This window comes from Quadrisphaera sp. KR29 (assembly GCF_052644995.1).
Map to the genome: position 1 here is coordinate 26,311 of NZ_JBQXXG010000006.1, position 16,929 is coordinate 43,239.

At 77.3% G+C, this 16,929-nt stretch carries 17 protein-coding genes; 7 read left to right on the plus strand and 10 right to left on the minus strand.

What is annotated here, in order from left to right; genetic code table 11:
• The first annotated feature begins 20 nt into the window (after positions 1–20).
• The 3 genes from ACUN9U_RS07015 to ACUN9U_RS07025 all read left to right on the plus strand — a co-directional run bounded on the left by ACUN9U_RS07015 (position 21) and on the right by ACUN9U_RS07025 (position 3,210).
• Complete coding sequence (locus ACUN9U_RS07015) at positions 21–1,295, plus strand: FUSC family protein (protein ID WP_445484222.1); 1,275 nt, start codon at positions 21–23, stop codon at positions 1,293–1,295.
• 4 nt (positions 1,296–1,299) lie between these two features.
• Positions 1,300–2,580, plus strand: coding sequence for an FAD-binding domain-containing protein (locus ACUN9U_RS07020; RefSeq protein WP_445484223.1), 1,281 nt, complete (start codon positions 1,300–1,302; stop codon positions 2,578–2,580).
• A 219-nt stretch (positions 2,581–2,799) separates the two neighbouring features.
• Positions 2,800–3,210: a DUF1801 domain-containing protein gene (locus tag ACUN9U_RS07025; protein ID WP_445484224.1), complete on the plus strand. Its 411-nt coding sequence runs from the start codon at positions 2,800–2,802 to the stop codon at positions 3,208–3,210.
• On the opposite strand, the gene ACUN9U_RS07030 is transcribed toward ACUN9U_RS07025, so the two are convergent.
• Together ACUN9U_RS07030 and ACUN9U_RS07035 are read right to left on the minus strand one after the other, a co-directional pair.
• On the minus strand, positions 3,197–3,592 hold the full coding sequence (locus ACUN9U_RS07030) for a TIGR03618 family F420-dependent PPOX class oxidoreductase (protein WP_445484225.1): 396 nt from the start codon (positions 3,590–3,592) through the stop codon (positions 3,197–3,199). The two genes, ACUN9U_RS07025 and ACUN9U_RS07030, sit on opposite strands and share 14 nt — an antisense overlap.
• A gap of 48 nt (positions 3,593–3,640) precedes the next feature.
• Positions 3,641–4,420, minus strand: a complete 780-nt coding sequence (locus tag ACUN9U_RS07035) for an SDR family NAD(P)-dependent oxidoreductase (RefSeq protein ID WP_445484226.1) — start codon at positions 4,418–4,420, stop codon at positions 3,641–3,643.
• A 136-nt stretch (positions 4,421–4,556) separates the two neighbouring features.
• Here ACUN9U_RS07035 and ACUN9U_RS07040 point away from each other — a divergent pair, with 136 nt between their 5' ends.
• Positions 4,557–5,423, plus strand: coding sequence for a helix-turn-helix transcriptional regulator (locus tag ACUN9U_RS07040; protein ID WP_445484227.1), 867 nt, complete (start codon positions 4,557–4,559; stop codon positions 5,421–5,423).
• Here ACUN9U_RS07040 and ACUN9U_RS07045 read toward each other — a convergent pair.
• From ACUN9U_RS07045 to ACUN9U_RS07060, 4 genes are all read right to left on the minus strand, one after another.
• Positions 5,407–6,624, minus strand: a complete 1,218-nt coding sequence (locus ACUN9U_RS07045; protein ID WP_445484228.1) for a Bcr/CflA family efflux MFS transporter — start codon at positions 6,622–6,624, stop codon at positions 5,407–5,409. The two genes, ACUN9U_RS07040 and ACUN9U_RS07045, sit on opposite strands and share 17 nt — an antisense overlap.
• Positions 6,625–6,822: 198 nt before the next feature.
• Positions 6,823–7,473: a hypothetical protein gene (locus ACUN9U_RS07050; RefSeq protein WP_445484229.1), complete on the minus strand. Its 651-nt coding sequence runs from the start codon at positions 7,471–7,473 to the stop codon at positions 6,823–6,825.
• Positions 7,474–7,487: 14 nt separating this feature from the next.
• Positions 7,488–8,636, minus strand: coding sequence for a zinc-dependent alcohol dehydrogenase (locus tag ACUN9U_RS07055; RefSeq protein WP_445484230.1), 1,149 nt, complete (start codon positions 8,634–8,636; stop codon positions 7,488–7,490).
• 78 nt (positions 8,637–8,714) lie between these two features.
• A complete protein-coding gene (locus ACUN9U_RS07060) occupies positions 8,715–9,551 on the minus strand; it encodes a helix-turn-helix transcriptional regulator (protein WP_445484231.1) in 837 nt (278 codons plus the stop codon).
• 136 nt (positions 9,552–9,687) lie between these two features.
• On the opposite strand from ACUN9U_RS07060, the gene ACUN9U_RS07065 reads away from it, so the two are divergent.
• A complete protein-coding gene (locus ACUN9U_RS07065) occupies positions 9,688–10,707 on the plus strand; it encodes an SDR family oxidoreductase (protein WP_445484232.1) in 1,020 nt (339 codons plus the stop codon).
• A 13-nt stretch (positions 10,708–10,720) separates the two neighbouring features.
• Here ACUN9U_RS07065 and ACUN9U_RS07070 read toward each other — a convergent pair whose 3' ends face one another.
• Positions 10,721–11,116 carry a helix-turn-helix domain-containing protein gene (locus ACUN9U_RS07070; RefSeq protein WP_445484233.1) on the minus strand — a complete coding sequence of 132 codons (396 nt, stop codon included), beginning with the start codon at positions 11,114–11,116 and terminating at the stop codon, positions 10,721–10,723.
• Positions 11,117–11,264: 148 nt separating this feature from the next.
• Here ACUN9U_RS07070 and ACUN9U_RS07075 point away from each other — a divergent pair, with 148 nt between their 5' ends.
• Positions 11,265–12,224 (plus strand): hypothetical protein, encoded by a 960-nt coding sequence (locus ACUN9U_RS07075; RefSeq protein ID WP_445484234.1) that lies wholly within the window; start codon positions 11,265–11,267, stop codon positions 12,222–12,224.
• 37 nt (positions 12,225–12,261) lie between these two features.
• Here the strand turns inward: ACUN9U_RS07075 and ACUN9U_RS07080 are convergent, their stop codons facing one another.
• Complete coding sequence (locus ACUN9U_RS07080) at positions 12,262–13,500, minus strand: FAD-dependent monooxygenase (protein ID WP_445484235.1); 1,239 nt, start codon at positions 13,498–13,500, stop codon at positions 12,262–12,264.
• 60 nt (positions 13,501–13,560) lie between these two features.
• Between ACUN9U_RS07080 and ACUN9U_RS07085 the strand changes: the two genes are divergently transcribed.
• Positions 13,561–14,001, plus strand: coding sequence for a MarR family winged helix-turn-helix transcriptional regulator (locus tag ACUN9U_RS07085; RefSeq protein WP_445484236.1), 441 nt, complete (start codon positions 13,561–13,563; stop codon positions 13,999–14,001).
• 47 nt (positions 14,002–14,048) lie between these two features.
• Here ACUN9U_RS07085 and ACUN9U_RS07090 read toward each other — a convergent pair whose 3' ends face one another.
• Together ACUN9U_RS07090 and ACUN9U_RS07095 are read right to left on the minus strand one after the other, a co-directional pair.
• On the minus strand, positions 14,049–16,388 hold the full coding sequence (locus ACUN9U_RS07090) for a diguanylate cyclase domain-containing protein (protein WP_445484405.1): 2,340 nt from the start codon (positions 16,386–16,388) through the stop codon (positions 14,049–14,051).
• A 187-nt stretch (positions 16,389–16,575) separates the two neighbouring features.
• Complete coding sequence (locus tag ACUN9U_RS07095; RefSeq protein ID WP_445484237.1) at positions 16,576–16,884, minus strand: antibiotic biosynthesis monooxygenase family protein; 309 nt, start codon at positions 16,882–16,884, stop codon at positions 16,576–16,578.
• Between the last annotated feature and the right edge of the window lie 45 nt (positions 16,885–16,929).

Genomic DNA, 16,929 nt, shown 5'->3' on the forward strand with positions numbered 1-16,929 from the left:
CCCGGGGGCGAGGAGGCCATGTGCACGTCGACGTCGCGGCCGTCACCAGGACGGCCCGGCTCGTCCTCGCCGGGGTGCTCGCCTACCTGCTGACCACCTGGCTCACCGACGGGCCCGTCGACCTCACCGGCGCCCTCACCGCGCTGCTGGTGCTGCAGGCCTCCGCCCACGCGAGCCTGCGGATGGCGGCCGTCCGCGTCGGGGCGGTGCTGACCGGAGTGCTCGTCGCCGTCGTCCTGTCCACCCTGGTCGGGCTGACGTGGTGGAGCCTGGGCCTGGCCATCGCCGCCTCGCTGGGGCTGGCGGCCCTGCTGCGCCTCGGCGCGCAGACCCTGGAGACCCCGATCAGCGCGATGCTCGTGCTGGCCGTCGGCGGCCAGCAGCTCGCGGCGGAGACCCGCGTGGTGACCACCCTCATCGGCACGGGCGTGGGCATCGCCCTGGCCCTGCTCCTGCCGCCGGCGGTGCCGACGCGGCGCGCGGTCGCCGAGGTGCGGGAGGTGGCCGAGCAGCAGGCCGCGTGCCTGGAGCTGGCCAGCCGGTCCCTGGCCGAGCGGGCCGTCACCCAGGCGGAGGTCGCCCAGTGGCTGGGGCGGGCGCGCGCGGTGGCCACCACGGCCGCGGCGGCGGCCGAGGCCGTCAGCGAGGTCGGCGACCTGCGCCGCTGGAACGCCCGCGCCCTGGGCACGAGGGAGGTGGAGCCGGCGCTGCGCACGGGCCTGGACGCCCTGGACCAGTCGGCCCTGGCCCTGCGCGCCCTCTTCGTGGCCGTCCACCACGAGGCGCCCCGGGCCCCCACCCCCGACGACGGCTACGGCGAGGACGTCCGGCCCGCGTTCGCGGTGCTGCTGGAGGAGGTCGCCTCCTGCCTGCGCGCCTTCGGCGAGCTCGTGGCCGCCGAGACCGAGGGCGCCGAGGCCGACGTCGCCCGCCAGCTCGCCGAGGGGCTGGAGCGGGCGCGGGAGGCGCGGGCGCTGCTGGCCGAGCTGCTCTTCGTCGACGCGCGGGCGCAGACCTCCCTGTGGCTGCTGCGCGGCACGCTGCTGACGGCGGTGGAGCAGGTGCTGGTGCCGCTCGACCTCGAGGAGCGCGCCCGCGAGCGCGAGCAGCACACCGGTCCGGTGCCGGCGACGGCGGTGGTCGCGCCGCTGGTGCGGCGCACGCTGGCGCAGCAGCGGCGGGGCCCGTGGCCGGCGACCTGGCGGAGGGCGTGGCCGGCGTGGCGGCGCCGGGCGGCGGCGCTGCGGCGGCTGGCCGGCCCGGCTCGCCGCGGCCGGGGTGATCGGCGAGGGTGACCGGGTGCGCCTGCCCACCCCGCCGGTCGACAGCAGCGGCGACAGGGCGCGGGTGGTCGCCTGGGTGCGCGAGCACCTGGGCCACCTGGCCTGCGACGACGTCCGCGCCTCACCCGTGCGGGGCGGGCAGGCCGCCGCGGACGCGGCGCTGGCCTCCCTGGACCTCACCGGCTACGCCGCGCGCCGCAGCACCGTGCTGCCCGAGTCCAGCCGCGGGGCGAGCCAGCTCTCCCCCTACATCCGCCACGGGCTGCTGACGCTGCCGGCGGTGTGGGAGGCCGCCGGCGCCGCGCCCCACCGGGACCGGGAGAAGTTCCGCGACGAGCTGCTGTGGCAGGAGTACTCCCGCCACGTGTACGCCCGGGTCGGGCGGGCCAACGGCGCGCCGCTGCGCTTCGGCGCCCCCGTGCCCGTCCCGGGCAGCGGGCGGGGCAGCGGGCGGGGCAGCGCGTCCTGGGACGGCGACCCCTGGCCGCGGGAGATGGCCTGCATGGACGCCACGGTCGGTGAGCTGCAGGAGAAGGGCTGGCTGGTCAACCAGACCCGGATGTGGCTGGCCTCGCAGTGGGCCGTGCGCGCCGGCGCCGACTGGCGCGAGGGCGAGCAGCGCATGTACCGCCACCTGCTCGACGGCTCCCGCGCCGCCAACCGGGTCGGCTGGCAGTGGGCCGCCGGGATGGGCACCGGCAAGGTCTACGGCTTCAGCCGCTGGCAGGTGGAGAAGCGCGCCCCGCAGCTGTGCGCCGGGTGCGCGCTGCGCGACGCGTGCCCGGTGCAGGACTGGCCCGAGGTGCAGTCGGGCCCCAAGGTCGAGGGCCCCGCCTCGCTGGCCGGAGGCCCCACCGACGCGGGCCCCGTCGAGCCGCTCGTCAGGGGCGAACCGGAGTCGGTGTGGCTGACCGCGGAGTCCCTCGGCACCGACGAGCCCGCCCTGGCCGCCCACCCCGACCTGCCGGCGGTGTTCGTCTTCGACGAGCCGCTGCTGACCCGCCTGGCCCTGTCGGGCAAGCGCCTGGTCTTCCTCACCGAGGCCCTGGCCGACCTGGCCGCCGAGCGGGAGGTGCAGGTGCACCTCGGCGACCCGGTGGCCGAGCTGGCCGGGCGCCCCCTGGCCACGACGTGGACCTACGTGCCGGGCTGGAAGAGGCGCTCGGCGGCGCTCGACGTCGTCGCCCTGCACCCCTGGCCGTGGCTGCGGCGGCCGGGGTCGGGCTCCCTGCGCTCCTTCAGCGCCTGGGTCGGCAGGCCGCCCCGTGGCGGCGGGAGCAGGCGACCGCGCCGCTGACCGCGCGCCCAGCGGCGAGGGAGCGAGGGGGACCCGGACGGGCGGGTCCGCGGACGTCGGGCGATCGGCCCCTCCACCGTGACGGACCCGTCACCGCCAAGGGGCCGGTCTTCCGAGGCCCGCTGCACCGCCTCGCACCGCCGGGGCTGACCGCGTCGCCCGACGGTGGTCGGTCGACGAGGCTTGCCCCCGAGGGGCGCGCGGCGCCACGCTCGGGGCGTGGCCACGCCGAAGACGCAGCGCACAGGCACCGACCTGGCCGGCCACCTCGACGCGCTACCCCCGGCGCGCCGGGAGGGCGCGCGCCGGCTCGCCGACGTCTTCGCCGCCGCCACCGGCGAGCAGGCCGTGCTCTGGGGCTCGATCGTCGGGTACGGCACCACCACGACGTCGTCCTCGGGCGGGCGCACGCACGAGTGGCCGGCGGTCGGCTTCGCGGTCCGCGGCGCCCGGCTGGCGCTCTACGGCCTGCGCAGCGGCCCCGACGCCGAGGAGCTGCTGGCCCGGCTCGGCCCGCACGAGACCGGCGCCAGCTGCGTCTACCTCAGGGGTCTGGACGACGTCGACGTCGCCGTCCTGTCCGAGCTGGTCCGCCGGGGCCACGCCCGCAGCGCGGTCAGGCCTCGGTGAAGTCGTTGGCCCACCACGAGGTCGGGCGCACGACGAAGGCGACGAAGCCCTCGCGCTGGGGGTAGTCCTCACCGGTGTAGGCGCGCGAGACGCGGTCGACCACGGCCATCGCCGCCTCGCCGGTGAGCCGCTCGGCGACCTCCCCGCGCACCGTCGCCAGGCTCAGCGGGTTGGCCGGGGCGGTGACGGAGAAGGCCAGGCGCGGGTCGCGGGCGAGGTTGCGGTCCTTGACGCTGCCCTCCTCGGTGAAGAAGAGCAGCTCGCTGCCGCGCACGTCCACCCACACGGGCACGGAGCGGGGCCCGCCGTCCTTGCCGATGGTCGCGAGGTGCGCCACGGCGTCGGTGGAGAAGTACCTGACGACGTCGTCCCAGTCGGCCACCCCACCACCCTGCCCGACCGCCTCCGGAGGCCGGGCAGGGGGTCCGCCTCAGAGCTGCTGGCCGCCGGAGACCTCGATGCGGGTGCCGCTGGCCCAGCCGAAGCCGTCCGACAGCAGCTGGGGCACCACCGCACCGATGTCCTCGGGCAGGCCGACGCGCCCGAGCGCGGTGGCCCGCGCGACGACGTCGCCCACCGCCGCGACGTCGCGCACCACGCCGCCGCCGAAGTCGGTGGCGATGGCCCCGGGGGCCAGCACGTTGACGCGGATGCCGCGCTCCCCCAGCTCCGCGGCCTGGTAGCGGGTCATCACCTCCACAGCGCCCTTGGCCGCGGCGTACGCGGCGTAGCCGGGGTTGGTGAAGCGCGCCAGGCCGCTGGAGACGTTGACCACGCGGCTGCCCTCGCCCAGCAGCGGCAGCAGCGCCTGGGTGAGCAGGAAGGGCGCCGAGACGTGCACGCGCAGCAGCTCCTCGAGCTGCTCGGCGGTGGTCTCGGCGTACGGGGCGTGCACGCCGTGGCCGGCGAAGTGGACGACCGCGCGCAGCCCGTCGGCGCCGGCCCGGCCCAGGGCGTCGCGGACCGCGGCGACGAACGCCTCGCGCACGGCGGCGTCGGACGCGGCGGCGCCGACGTCCAGCTGCAGCGCCGCCGCCGGCACGCCCTGCCCGCGCACCTCGGCGAGCACGGCCTCGGCCTCGGCGCGCTCGGACCGGTAGGTGCCGATGACGCCCCAGCCGGCGCGGGCCAGGTGCAGCGCGCTGCTGCGGCCCAGGCCGCGGCTGGCTCCGGTGATGAGAGCGGTCTTCGGGGTGGTCTGCGTGGTCATGGGAGGTGCTCCGTCCGTCGTCGTCCTGGTCGGTGTGCCACCACCCTGCGACGCGACGGACGCGCGTCCCGCGCACGGCTCATCCCCGGACGGGCCGTCCGGGGATGGACGGCCGGAGCGGCAGCACACTGGGCCGGTGAGCGAGCAGAGCAAGGACGCGCTCGGGGAGTTCCTGCGCCACCGGCGCGAGCTGCTGCAGCCCGCCGACGTCGGCCTGGTCGCCGGCGCCCGCCGCCGGACCCCGGGCCTGCGGCGCGACGAGGTGGCGCTGCTGGCGGCGATCTCCACCGACTACTACGAGCGCATCGAGCAGGGCCGCGGGCCCCGGCCCTCCCCGGAGGTGCTGGGCGCCGTCTGCCGGGCGCTGAGGTTCACCCTGGACGAGCGCGACCACGTGCACCGCCTGGCCGGGCAGCCCGTGCCGGCGCGCCACCGCGCGGTCGGGTACGCCGACGCCGGCCTCATGTGCGTGCTGGACGCCCTGGCACCGACCGTGCCGGCGATGGTCACCGACGACCTCAGCGTGGTGGTCGCGCAGAACCCCCTGAACCGCGCGCTGCTCGGGTCGATGACCGACGCGCGCGGGCTGGACCGCGCCTTCGTGTGGCGCTGGTTCACCGACCCCGCGATCGCGGCGCTGTACGCGCCGGAGCAGCGCGAGCAGCTGGGGCGCGAGCACGTCGCCGACCTGCGCGTCACGAGCGGGCAGCGCGGCGAGGACGACGACGTGCGCGCCCTGCTGGCGGCGCTGCACCGCGAGAGCGCGGAGTTCCAGGAGATCTGGGCGCGCCAGGAGGTGGCGCTGCGCCGCTCCACGCGCAAGGTGCTGCTGCACCCGCGGGTGGGGCGGCTGGACCTGGAGTGCGACGTGGTGGTCAGCCCGCCGTCGGGGCAGCGGCTGGTGCTGTTCCGCCCGCAGCCGGGCACGGGCACCGGCGAGCGCCTGGACCTGCTGCGCGTGGTGGGCGTGCAGGACCTCGAGGCGGTCAGCGCCGCCGAGTGAGCAGGTCCGGGGCGAGCGCCACGAGGGTGGCGACGGCGAAGCCGGGAACCATGAGCGCGGCCATCGCCAGCACCGACTCGTCACCGACCAGGCCCGTCAGCGGCGTGACGGCGGCACCGACGAGGAAGCCCGAACCGCCCAGGAGGGAGGAGGCGGTGCCGGCCGAGCGCCGACCGGCCTCCTGGGCGAGCACGGTGCTCGCCGGCAGGGTGAGGCCCATGCCGGCGACGACGACGGTGAGCAGCGGCCAGACCGCCCCCAGGGGCACCTCCTGCCCCCGCCCGGCGGCGGTGGCCGCGACGGCGAGCAGCGCCAGCGCGCCCGCGGTGGAGGTGAGGAGCCCGACCTGGCGCAGCGCCCGTGCGCCCAGCCGGGTCACGGTGAGCCGGAAGGCCAGGCTGGTGGCCGCCATGGCGGCGGCGTTGGTGGCGAAGACGAGGGAGTAGGTGCCGCTGGACAGGCCCAGGGCGTCCTGGAGCACGATCGAGGAGCCGCCGATGTAGACGAAGAAGCCGGCGGTGGCCAGGCACTGCACCACCACCGGGTGCACGAAGCGGCGGTCGCGGGCGAGGTCGGCCACGCGCGCGCCCAGGGCGCGCAGCCCACCGGGCTGGCGGCGCTCGCGCGGCAGGGTCTCGGGGACGCCCACCAGCGCGGCGCCGAGCATCAGCGCACCGAGGGCGCCCATGAGGCCGAACACGGCCCGCCAGTCGGCGACCTGCAGCACCAGCCCGCCGGCTGCCGGCGCGATGACCGGTGCGAGCAGGGTGATGGCCGCCAGGGTGCCGAACGCCTTCGCGGCGGCCGGGCCGTCGTGGGAGTCGCTGACGACGGCCCGCCCGACGGCCACGCCGGCCCCCGCGACCAGCCCCTGCAGCACGCGCAGCACCACGAGCAGGGGCGCGCTGGGGGCGAGCACGCACAGCAGCGAGACGGCGGTGAAGGCGGCGGCGCTGCCGACGACGACGCCGCGCCGCCCCCGCCCGTCGCTGACCGGCCCGGCGACGAGCTGGCCGACCGCCAGCCCCACGATGAAGCCGGTGATGGTCAGCTGCGCGCCCGCCGAGCTGGTGGCCAGCGCCTCGCGGACCTGCGGCAGCGCGGCCAGGTAGGTGTCGGTGGCGAAGGGGCCGATCCCGGTGACCAGCGCGAGCGCCAGCAGCGAGGGCCTGCGGACGCGGGTCTGCTCACCGGTCGCCATCGCGGCCCATCCTGCGCCGGTGCCGTGGTGCCCGCCTCCCGGCTGGCGCTCGCGGGCGACGTCGTCACGCGGCGGGCCGGCAGTGGGGAGCCTCAGGTCCGGTGGGGAGCCTGAGGCCCGCTTCCGGGCTCGGACCCGGGCGTGAGGCTCCCCACCGGGCGTCAGGCTGCCCAGCCCCGCCGCGCGGGTGGAGGTGGGTCAGTGGCGGGCGGCGCGGGCGAGGGCGCGGACCCCCAGCGCGGCACCGGCGGCCGCGGCCACCCACGGGCCGGCGACGAGCACCGGGTCGAGCATCTGGTGGCCGGTGTCGGTGCGGCTGCCGCGCCGTCGGGAGGCGATGCCGTGGTGGCTCACCTCGGCGGCCACGCCGGTCTCGGTCAGCGGCTGGTCCGGGCGGGCGCTGGCCAGGGAGCGCCCCCGCGCGCCCCAGGCCTCGATGCGGTCGCCGGCGATGAGCAGCAGCCAGTGCGCCGCGCGCCCCTCGCTGTAGCGGCGGTAGGCCAGGCGCCTCACGGCGCCGGACAGCCCGTGCAGCGGCTGCGCCGTGCCGTAGACCGGCGTCAGCTGGGCGTGCTCGACCGACCGCTCGCGCCGGGGGTCGCGGGGCTGCTCCGGCGGGTACTCCCAGCGGGCGCCGGAGTCGGCCTGCCACTGCATCTTGGGGAAGGAGGGGCGGTCGGCGGGGTCGAGGTCGGCGCCCCACCCGGGGATGCGGGCCCGCAGCTCCTCGGCCGAGGGCGTCGGGCGCCGGCGGTGGGCGACGTACGGGGTGGCCGGACCGCCGGCCGGCTGCCCGGTGCTGCTCGGCCCGGTGCCCGTCGGCTCGGTGCTGCTCGGCTCGGTGCTCATCGTCGTCGTCCTCCTCAGGCCGCGTCGGGGATCACGAGCGGCTTGATGCAGCCGTCGAGCTTGCTGGAGAACACGTGGTAGGCCTCGGCGATGTCGTCCAGCGCGAAGCGGTGGGTGACCAGCTCGCTGGGGCGCAGGTGCCCGGCGCGCACGTGCTCGAACAGCCGCGGCCACTGGCGCTTGACCGGCGTCTGGTTCATCCGCAGCGTCAGGCCCTTGTTCATCGCGTCGCCGAACTTCACGGCGCTGAAGATGGGGCCGTAGGCGCCCATCACCGAGACGGTGCCGCCCTTGCGCACCCCGTCGATGGCCCAGTTCTGCGCCACCGGCGAGCCGCCCTGGAGCTTGAGCTTGGCGGCGGTGAGGTGCTGCAGGAGGTTGCCGTCGGCCTCGGCGCCGACGCAGTCGATGACGGAGTCGGCGCCGAGCCAGTCGGTCTGCTTCTTCATCTCGACGACGACGTCGTCCACGTGCGTGAAGTTGATCGTCTCGGCGTAGGCCCAGGTGCGGGCGCGCTCGAGGCGGTCGTCGAGGTGGTCGACGACGATGACGCGCCCGGCGCCCATGAGCCACGCCGACCGGGCCGCCACCAGGCCCACCGGGCCGGCGCCGAGCACCACCACGGTGTCGCCCTCGACGACGTCGGCCAGCTGCGCGCCGAAGTAGCCGGTGGCCGTCATGTCGGTGAGCAGGACGGCGTCCTCGTCGGACATCCAGTCCGGGACCTTCGTCGGGCCGACGTCGGCGAACGGCACCCGCACGCGCTGCGCCTGGCCGCCGTCGTAGCCGCCGGTGGTGTGGGAGTAGCCGTAGATGCCCCCGACGGCCGTCGCGTTGGGGTTGACGTTGTGGCAGTTGGAGAACAGCCCCCGCGCGCAGAACCAGCACGTGCCGCAGTAGACGTTGAACGGCACCATGACGCGGTCACCCACGGTGAGCTCCTCGACCGCCGAGCCGACCTGCTCGACGACCCCGATGAACTCGTGGCCGAAGGTGTGCCCGACCCGGGTGTCGGGCATGAGCCCGTGGTAGAGGTGGAGGTCCGAGCCGCAGATGGCCGCCAGGGTCACCCTGATCACGGCGTCGCCCGGGTGCTCGATCCGCGGGTCGGGCTTCTCCTCCGCCCGCACCTGGTACGGCCCTCGGTACACCATCGCCTTCATCGGGACACCCCCTCGCGCTCGGCTGCGCCCCACGCTGCCGCAGCGTCGGCGCGGGGGCGAACCGATCACGCACGGTGATCACACGGCCCGGCCGGCCAGCACCTCCAGCAGCTGCAGCCGCTCGTGGCTCTCGCTGCCCGGCGCGGCGGTGTAGACGAGCAGGCGGTGCCCCTGGTCGGGGTCGAGCAGCGTCTGGCAGCTCAGCTCCAGCAGGCCCACCTCGGGGTGGACGAAGCGCTTGGTCTCCCGCGGCCTCACGCCCACCTCGTGGGCCTGCCAGAGGGCGGCGAACTCCGGGCTGCGCCGCAGGAGGTCGTCCGCGAGCGCCGCGGCGCGCGAGCCGCGTCCCCGCAGGGCCACCAGCTCGCGCAGGCCGGAGGCGAACAGGCGCGAGAGGTGCTCGTGGTCGTCGGCGGCGTACAGGGCCCGCGTGCCCGGGTCGGTGAACCAGCGGTACCCCAGGCTGCGCGCCGGCCCGGAGCGCTGCGAGGCGTCGCCGGTGAGCGCGACGCCGAGCCGGGTCTGGCGCAGCGTCTCGCCGACCTCGGTGACCACCTCCGCGGGGGTGTCGTCGAGACGGTCGAGGATGCGCAGCATCCCGGGGCTGACGTGCTCCCCCGCGGCGCCGCGCAGCGGTGCGGCGTGGCCGGCGAGGCGGAAGAGGTGGTCGCGCTCGGCCACGGACAGGTGCAGGCCCTGGGCGATCGCGGCGAGCATCGCCTCGGACGGCTGCGGCCCGCGCTCCTGCTCGATGCGGGTGTAGTAGTCGGCCGACATGTGGCACAGCGCCGCGACCTCCTCGCGGCGCAGCCCCCGGGTGCGGCGGCGCGCGCCGCGCGGCAGGCCGACGTCCGCCGGCTGCAGCGCCTCACGACGACGGCGCAGGAACTCCGCCAGGCCCGCCCTGTCGATCACGCCGCCTCCCGTGGTGTGCGTCCGCCGCCCATCCTGCGCGACGGGCGCCACCGGGCACGACGGCCCAGCCAGGGACCGCCGGTCCCCGGATGCGCCGGTCCTGGAGGGGCGCCGTCCCAGGGCCCAGGCTCGGGGCATGGCGAACGAGCGAGCACAGCAGCCGTCACAGGGACGGGCCGAGGGACGAGCCGGGGCACGGGCGCGGGCGGCGGCGGACGCCGTCGTCGTCCCCGACCTGCGCGGGCGGCGGGCGGTGGTGACCGGGGGCAGCGACGGCATCGGGCTGCGGATCGCCACCCGGCTGGCCGCCGCGGGCGCGCAGCTGGTGCTGCCGGTGCGCTCGCGCACCAAGGGCGAGGCGGCGGCTGCGGGCATCCGGCGGTCGGTGCCGGGGGCGGACGTGGTGCTGCGCGACCTGGACCTGGGGTCGCTGGCCTCGGTGGCCGCGCTCGGGGAGCAGCTGCGCGCTGAGGGCTCACCGGTGCACCTGCTCATCGGCAACGCCGGGGTGATGACCCCGCCGACCCGGCAGACCACCGCCGACGGCCACGAGCTGCAGCTGGGCACCAACCACCTGGGGCACGTGGCGCTGGTGGCGCACCTCCTGCCGCTGCTGCGGGCGGGCCGGGCCCGGGTGGTCTCCCAGATCAGCGTCGCCGCGGCGCGCGGGTCGGTGCACTGGGACGACGTCGACTGGGAGCGCTCCTACGACGGCATGGCCGCCTACCGGTCCTCGAAGATCGCCTACGGCCTGTTCGCCCTCGAGCTCGACCGGCGAAGCCGCGCCGGCGGGTGGGGCCTGACCAGCGTGGTCTCCCACCCCGGCGTGGCGCCGACCAGCCTGCTGGCCGCGCGCCCGGAGGTCGGCCGCAGCGCCGACACCCCGCAGGTGCGGGTGATCAGGTGGCTGTCGGCGCGGGGCGTGCTGGTGGGCACCCCCGAGACGGCCGGGCTGCCGGCGCTGCTGGCGGCCACGGTGCCCGAGGACGCGGCGGCGACGGCGGCCGACCGGGGCGTCATGTACGGCCCGCGCGGGCCGGGCCGGGTGGGCGGTCCGCCGGCGGAGCAGCCGCTGTACCCGTCGCTGCGCAGCACCACCGAGGCGGCCCGGGCGTGGGAGGTCTCGCAGGCCCTGGCCGGCGTCAGCCTGCCCTGAGGCCGGGTGCCGCTCAGTCGACGGTGAGCGTGCCCTCGCGGATGGCGGCCATCACCGCGCCGTGGCGGGTGCCCACCTCGTACTTGGCCAGGATGTTGGACACGTGGTTCTTCACCGTGTGCTCGCTGATGAACAGCGTCGCGGCGATCTCCGCGTTGGTGCGCTCCTGGGCCAGGAAGTGCAGCACCTCCCGCTCGCGCCGCGAGATCCTCGTCTTCGGCGCCGGCGGCGGCCCGGGCGGCTCGACCACCTCGGCCATGCGGGAGAAGAACATCTCCATCGACTCCGAGCCCTCCTGCCGGGACAGGCGCGCGGCGAGCAGCCGGCGCACCCGCAGGTACAGGTCGAGCAGCTCGAACTCGGACAGGCCGTCGAGGTCGTCGTGGACCCTGAGGTCCACCACCTTCACCGACGTCACCGGAGCCCCACCGCCGTGGCGTCGTCGCGCATCCGCACAGTCTGTGGTGACTCGCCGCTGATCGCTACCACCCGGTCACTGATCGTCATGGTCTCGCGGGCGGGGGACGCGGCGCCCCCGGCCGTGAGACCGTGCCGCCGTGGGGCGGGTCGCCGACGGCGGTGACGAGGTCGAGCTGGAGCTCGACGACGACGACGACGGCGACGGCGGCCGCCGCGCCGGGGCGGCTGCGCCGGCAGCGGTGCCTGCGCTCGGCCGGCGCGCGCTGCGGCGACGGCGGCTGGTGGCCGCCGCCGGCGTCGTCGTCCTGCTGGCCGCCGTCGCGGTGGGCGTGCGCGTGCAGCGCGGGGCCGACGCGGCCGGGGACGGGCCGGCGCCGCTGGACGGCACCGCCAGCGCGCAGGAGCTCTTCCCCGTGCTCGCCCAGCCCGCGCGCCCGGGCACGGGGCTGCCCGACGACGGGCTGGCGCAGGACGTGGGCGTCGAGCCCGGGTCGGAGCGGCTCCTCGCGGTGGCGCCGGCGGCCTCGTACTGGGTGGCGCAGACGCCGACGGGCGGGGTGTGCCTGCTGGTGCGCTCCACCGACGACCGGCTGGCGCGCAACGGCATCTGCACCTCTCCCGCCCGGGCCGTCGGCGGCCTGGCGCTGCCCGCGGGCGGCGGCCCGAGCGGCACGCTGCTGCCGCGCGGCGCCAGCACCGCCGAGGTCGAGGCCGCCGGGGACGCCGAGCTCGTGCCGGGGCTGTGGGTGGACTCCGCGACGGCGTCCGGGGTGGTGGTCGCGGCCGTGGAGGGCGCCTCGGACCGGCTGCCGGCGGTGCCGGTCACCGTGCGCCGCGGCACCGGGTGGCTGCCGGTGCTGCTCACCACGCAGGGCCGTCCGTACGCGGTGGTGCTCTCGTGCCTGAGCACGGCGCCGGTCAGGCTCAGCCTCGACGCCGAGGAGGTGCCCTCGCGCACCTGCCCCGCCGACGGGCTCGTGCGCCCGTTCGTCGGCACGGGCGAGCCGGTGCAGGTCGGGCTGCAGGCACCGACCGGGCTGCTGTGGGCCGCCGAGGTGGTCACGTGCACCGGCCCGGCCTCCGCCCCCACCTGCTGAGGCTCTGCTGCCCGGCGGGGCGGTGGCGGCGGCGCCCTCAGGCCGCGAGGTGCTCGTAGCGGGGCAGCTCCACGTCGGCCGGCGGGGAGATGAGCCGCTCCCCGAGTCGCAGCCGCTGCACGGGGCGGCTGGCCGCCAGGCCCACCACCGCGCCGATGACGCGGATCGCCGCGGTGGAGCGGGGGTTGCCGACCGCCGGGGTGCCCGGCGGGAGCTTCTGCGCGGCGTCGACGACGGGGCGCACCCGGCGCTCGTAGGCCTGCAGCGCGCCCTCCAGCGACGCGCCGGGCCGCGTCAGCTCCCCGGCCAGCACGTGCGTGCCGACCAGGGCGAGGGTGGTGGACATCCCCGACATCGGCGAGGCGCAGTGGGCGGTGTCCCCGGCCAGCACCACCCGGCCCTGCGACCAGCGGGGCATCCGCGCCTGCCCGATCGCCTCGAAGTAGAACGGGTGCTCGGCGGTCGCCGCGGCCAGCCGCTCGGCGGCCGGGCCCGCGCCGGTGAAGACGCGCCGCAGGACGGCGGACTGGGCCGCGGGCTCCAGCTGGTCCAGCCCCGGCACGTCGGCCCGGAAGGCCAGCAGGCCGCGGGTGCTGCCGACGTCGTCGGGGCGCAGGTGCGCGCTGCGGCCGCGGCCGAGCAGCTGGAAGGTCCACCAGTCGTCGTCGCCGGGCTCGCGCGGCACCGCGAGGTAGGCGAAGTACATGCCCAGCTCGCGGACGTGCTCCCCGCGCTCCAGCCCGAAGACGCGGTCGCGGGTGCGCGAGCGCAGGCCCTCGGCGAGCACGACGAGGTCGACCCGCTCCCGGGCGCCCGAGGCCAGCTGCACGTCCACACCGTCGGCGTCCTCGTGCACGTCGGCGACCTGCTCGCCGAACCTCACCTCCACGGTGCCGGGCAGCCCGGTGCAGGAGTCCAGCAGCAGCCGGCTGAGGCGCCCGCGCAGCACCTCGACCTCGGCCGTCGGGCCGCCGGTGGCGGAGGTGGAGGCAGGGAAGGCGCCCATGGTGCGACCGCGCTCGTCCACGAAGCGGGTGCCGGCCTCCCCGGTCGTGTTGGCCAGCACCTCCTGCTCCAGGCCCATGCGGCGCAGCACCTCGCGGCCCGCGCCGCGCACGTCGATGTTGTGGCCCTCGTCGCGCAGCCGCTCGGCCCGCTCGAGCAGGACGACGTCGACGCCGGCGCGGGCGAGCCAGTGCGCCAGGGCCGGGCCGGCGATGCTGGCGCCGGCGACGAGGACCCTCGAGACGGCCGGGCGGGTGGTCGAGGTGGCCATGGTGACTCCCTGTCGCTAGAGCGTCGTGTCGCTAGACAATCTAGCGGTAGCGTCGCCGTCGTGCCCTTCGAGCCGGACGACGTGACGCGCGCGCTGCAGGCCTTCTCCGACGCCAGCCGCGAGCTGCTGGCGCGCGTCGCCCGCGCCCAGCAGCTGGGCACCACCGACGTCACCGCGCTCTACCTGCTCGAGGGCCACGGGCCGCTGGGCGTGGCCGAGCTGGCCGAGCGCCTGGGCATCAGGACGGCGTCGGCCACCGTGCTCGTCGACAGGCTCGCCGCCGCCGGGCACGTGCGCCGCGAGCCGCACGCCACCGACCGGCGCCGCACCCTCGTGGTGCTGCAGGAGCAGGCCCGGGTGGCCAACGGCGCGGCGTGGGAGCCGTCGCTGGCGCTGCTGGACGCCGTGAGCCGCTCCCTGCCGGCGGGCGAGCGGACGGTGGTGCTGGCCTTCCTGCAGCGGGCGACCGCGGCCCTGTCGCAGGGCGCCCGGGACGCCTGAGGCACCCCGGGCGTCCGGCGTCACCGGCCGGCGGCTGACGGCCCGCGTCAGCGGCGCCGGTGCACGCGCTTCTCGGTGAACATGCGCTGGTCGGCCGCGTGCACGAGGGCCGTGACGGCGTCGCCGTCGGCGGGGTGCAGCGCCACGCCGGCGCTGACGCCGACCGACACCTCCCCGGCGCCCACCGCGACGGGCCGGGTGAGGTCCGCGCGCAGCTGGGCCACCACGGCGGCGGCCTGCTCGGCGGCCAGCCGCCCCGCCTGGCCCGGGTCCAGCCCGGGCAGGGCCACGAGGAACTCGTCGCCGCCCAGGCGGCACACCAGGTCCGCCCGGCGCAGGCGGCGGCGCAGGCGCTCGGCCAGCGCCACGAGCAGCTCGTCGCCCGTGGCGTGGCCGTGGGTGTCGTTGACGGCCTTGAACCCGTCCAGGTCCAGCAGCACCACCGCCAGGCCGCTGCCGGTGGCGCGGGCGTCCCACAGCGCCGCCTCCAGGCGCGACTCGAAGCGGCGGCGGTTGTCCAGCCCCGTCAGCGGGTCGGTGTAGGCCAGCTCCTCGATGCGCGCCAGGTGGGCGCGGCTGCGGTCGCGCTCGGCGGCCAGCTCGCGCTGGGCCTGCACGCGCTCGGTGACGTCGGTCTGCACCCCGATGTAGTGCACGAGGCGCCCGTCGGCGTCGCGCACCGGGGACAGGTGGATCTCGTTCCACCACGGCGTGCGCTCCACCCCCCGGTGGTTGAGCAGCACCCCGCTCCACTCCAGCCCGGCGTCGAGGGCGGCGCGGATGGAGGTGACCACCGCGGGGTCGGTGTCCGAGCCCTGCAGGAAGCGGCAGTTGCGCCCCAGCACCTGCTCGGCGGGGAAGCCGCTGAGCCGCTCGAAGGCCGGGTTGACGTAGACCAGCGGCTGGTCGGGACGGCGCAGGTCGGCGATGGTGACGCCGCTGGTGGAGGCGGCCAGCGCGCGGCGCAGCACGCTCTCGTCCACCTCGCCGCTGCCCTGGCGCGCCTCGGCGCGGGCCGGGCCGCGGCCGCGGCCGGGTCCGGCGGGCGGGCGCGGGCCCTCCTCAGCGCCGCCCTCGGGGCCGGTCGCGCGGGAGAGGTCCTGGGCGACCACCCGGGCCAGCAGCGAGCGCCCGGCCGCGGCCACGGTGGAGCGCTCGTAGGTCAGGGCGTACTCGAAGCGGCGCTGGGCGTCGGGGCCGGTGTCGCCCAGGTCGCGGGCCAGCAGCGCGGCGCTGAAGTGCGGCGCGAGCACCACCACGTCCCACTCCCCGCGCACGGGGTCCTCCGGGGAGAGCGTCGCCCCGCGCACCCCCGGCATCGGCTCGGCCGGCAGGTCCTCGCCCAGGGCGCACACGAAGGCGGTGCGCTCCACGAGGTCGCGGTAGCGGCCGGTGGTGGCCGGGGTGAAGTGGCGCGCCTCCTGGAAGGTGGAGGCGACCACGCAGGTGCTGCCGGCGCGCATCGCCTCGCGCTCCAGCTGCTTGCTCAGCTCCACGAGCAGCTTCTTGGGCGCCTGGCGCAGCTCGGTGCTCGGCGGCAGCAGCGCGAAGGGACTGGTGGCGGCGGCGCCCTGCCCGGTGCCGCTGGGCGGCGGCGGCAGCCGCAGCGACCCGGTCGGCAGGTCGGTGGCGGGCACGGGCTGCGGACGGCCGAACAGCCACCCCTGGCCCAGGCTCGCGCCGAGGGCGTGCGCCAGGCGCAGGTGCCGCTCGTCCTCGATGCCCTCGGCCAGGACCAGCGCGCCGCTCTCCTCGGCGTAGGCGTTGACGGCGTTCATCACCTGGGCGACGTCGGGGCCGGGGGCTGACTGCACCAGGCGCAGGTCCAGCTTGACGACGTCCGGCCGCAGCAGCGGCATGAACGCCAGGGAGAGCTCCTCGGCCCCGACGTCGTCCAGCGCCACGGCCCAGCCGGCCTCGCGGACCCGCTCGACGGTGCGCAGCAGGTCGCTGGGCCGGTGCGCCAGCGCGCGCTCGGTGAGCTCCACCACCACCCGCAGGTGGCCCGGGGCGCTGGCGGCGATCTCCAGCAGCACGTCCAGCGGGGCGCTGTCGAGCACCTCGGGCTCGACGTTGACGAACAGCGCCAGCGGCTCGACCAGCCCGTGCGCCGCGGCGCCCCGGAACGCGGCGGCCCGGCAGGCGGCGTCCAGCTCGGCCAGCAGCCCGTGCCCGCGGGCGGTGGCGAACAGCTGGTCGGGCAGGTGCAGCGGGGAGCCGGCGGGCCCGCGGACCAGCGCCTCGTGGGCGACGACGGCACCGGTCGCCAGGTCGACGACGGGCTGGAACCAGCTCACCAGCCGGTCCTCGCGCAGCAGGCGGCCCAGCTCGGCGGCCTGGTCGACGGGCAGGTCGACGGGCAGGCCGGCGGCGGGCGCGACGGGCAGGCCGGCGGCGGGCGCGACGGGCAGGCCGGCGGCGGGCGCGGTGGCGGGGTCGACGGTGGTGATGGTGGCTCCCCGGGCAGGTGCTGGCGGCCGAGTCGTCGACCAGCCCCTGCTTCGGCCACCCCCGGGCCCGCCTTGAGCCCCCGTGGCGGCGCTGGGCGGGCCCTCCCCCGATCGGGCGGCGCCCTCAGAGCTCGACGACCTCGAACTCCAGCAGGGTGGAGCCCGTGGCCACCGGCCGGCGCTGAGCGGGCCCGCCGTCGCCGTCGCTGTGGGCCACGCGGGCGCTCCCGTCGCGCCACGCCTCGAAGGCCTCGCGGCTGGCCCACTGGGTCACCACGAAGTAGCGGCTCTCCCCGGCCACGGGGCGCAGCAGCTGGAAGCCCTCGAAGCCCTCGGCGCCGTCGACGGCGTGCTTGCGGGCGGCGAAGCGGCGCTCGACCTCCGGTCCGCCGCCGTCGGGGACGTCCAGGGCGTTGATGACGACGACGGACACGGGCTGACCTCCACGGCTCGGGCGAGCCCCCATCGTCACCCGGCC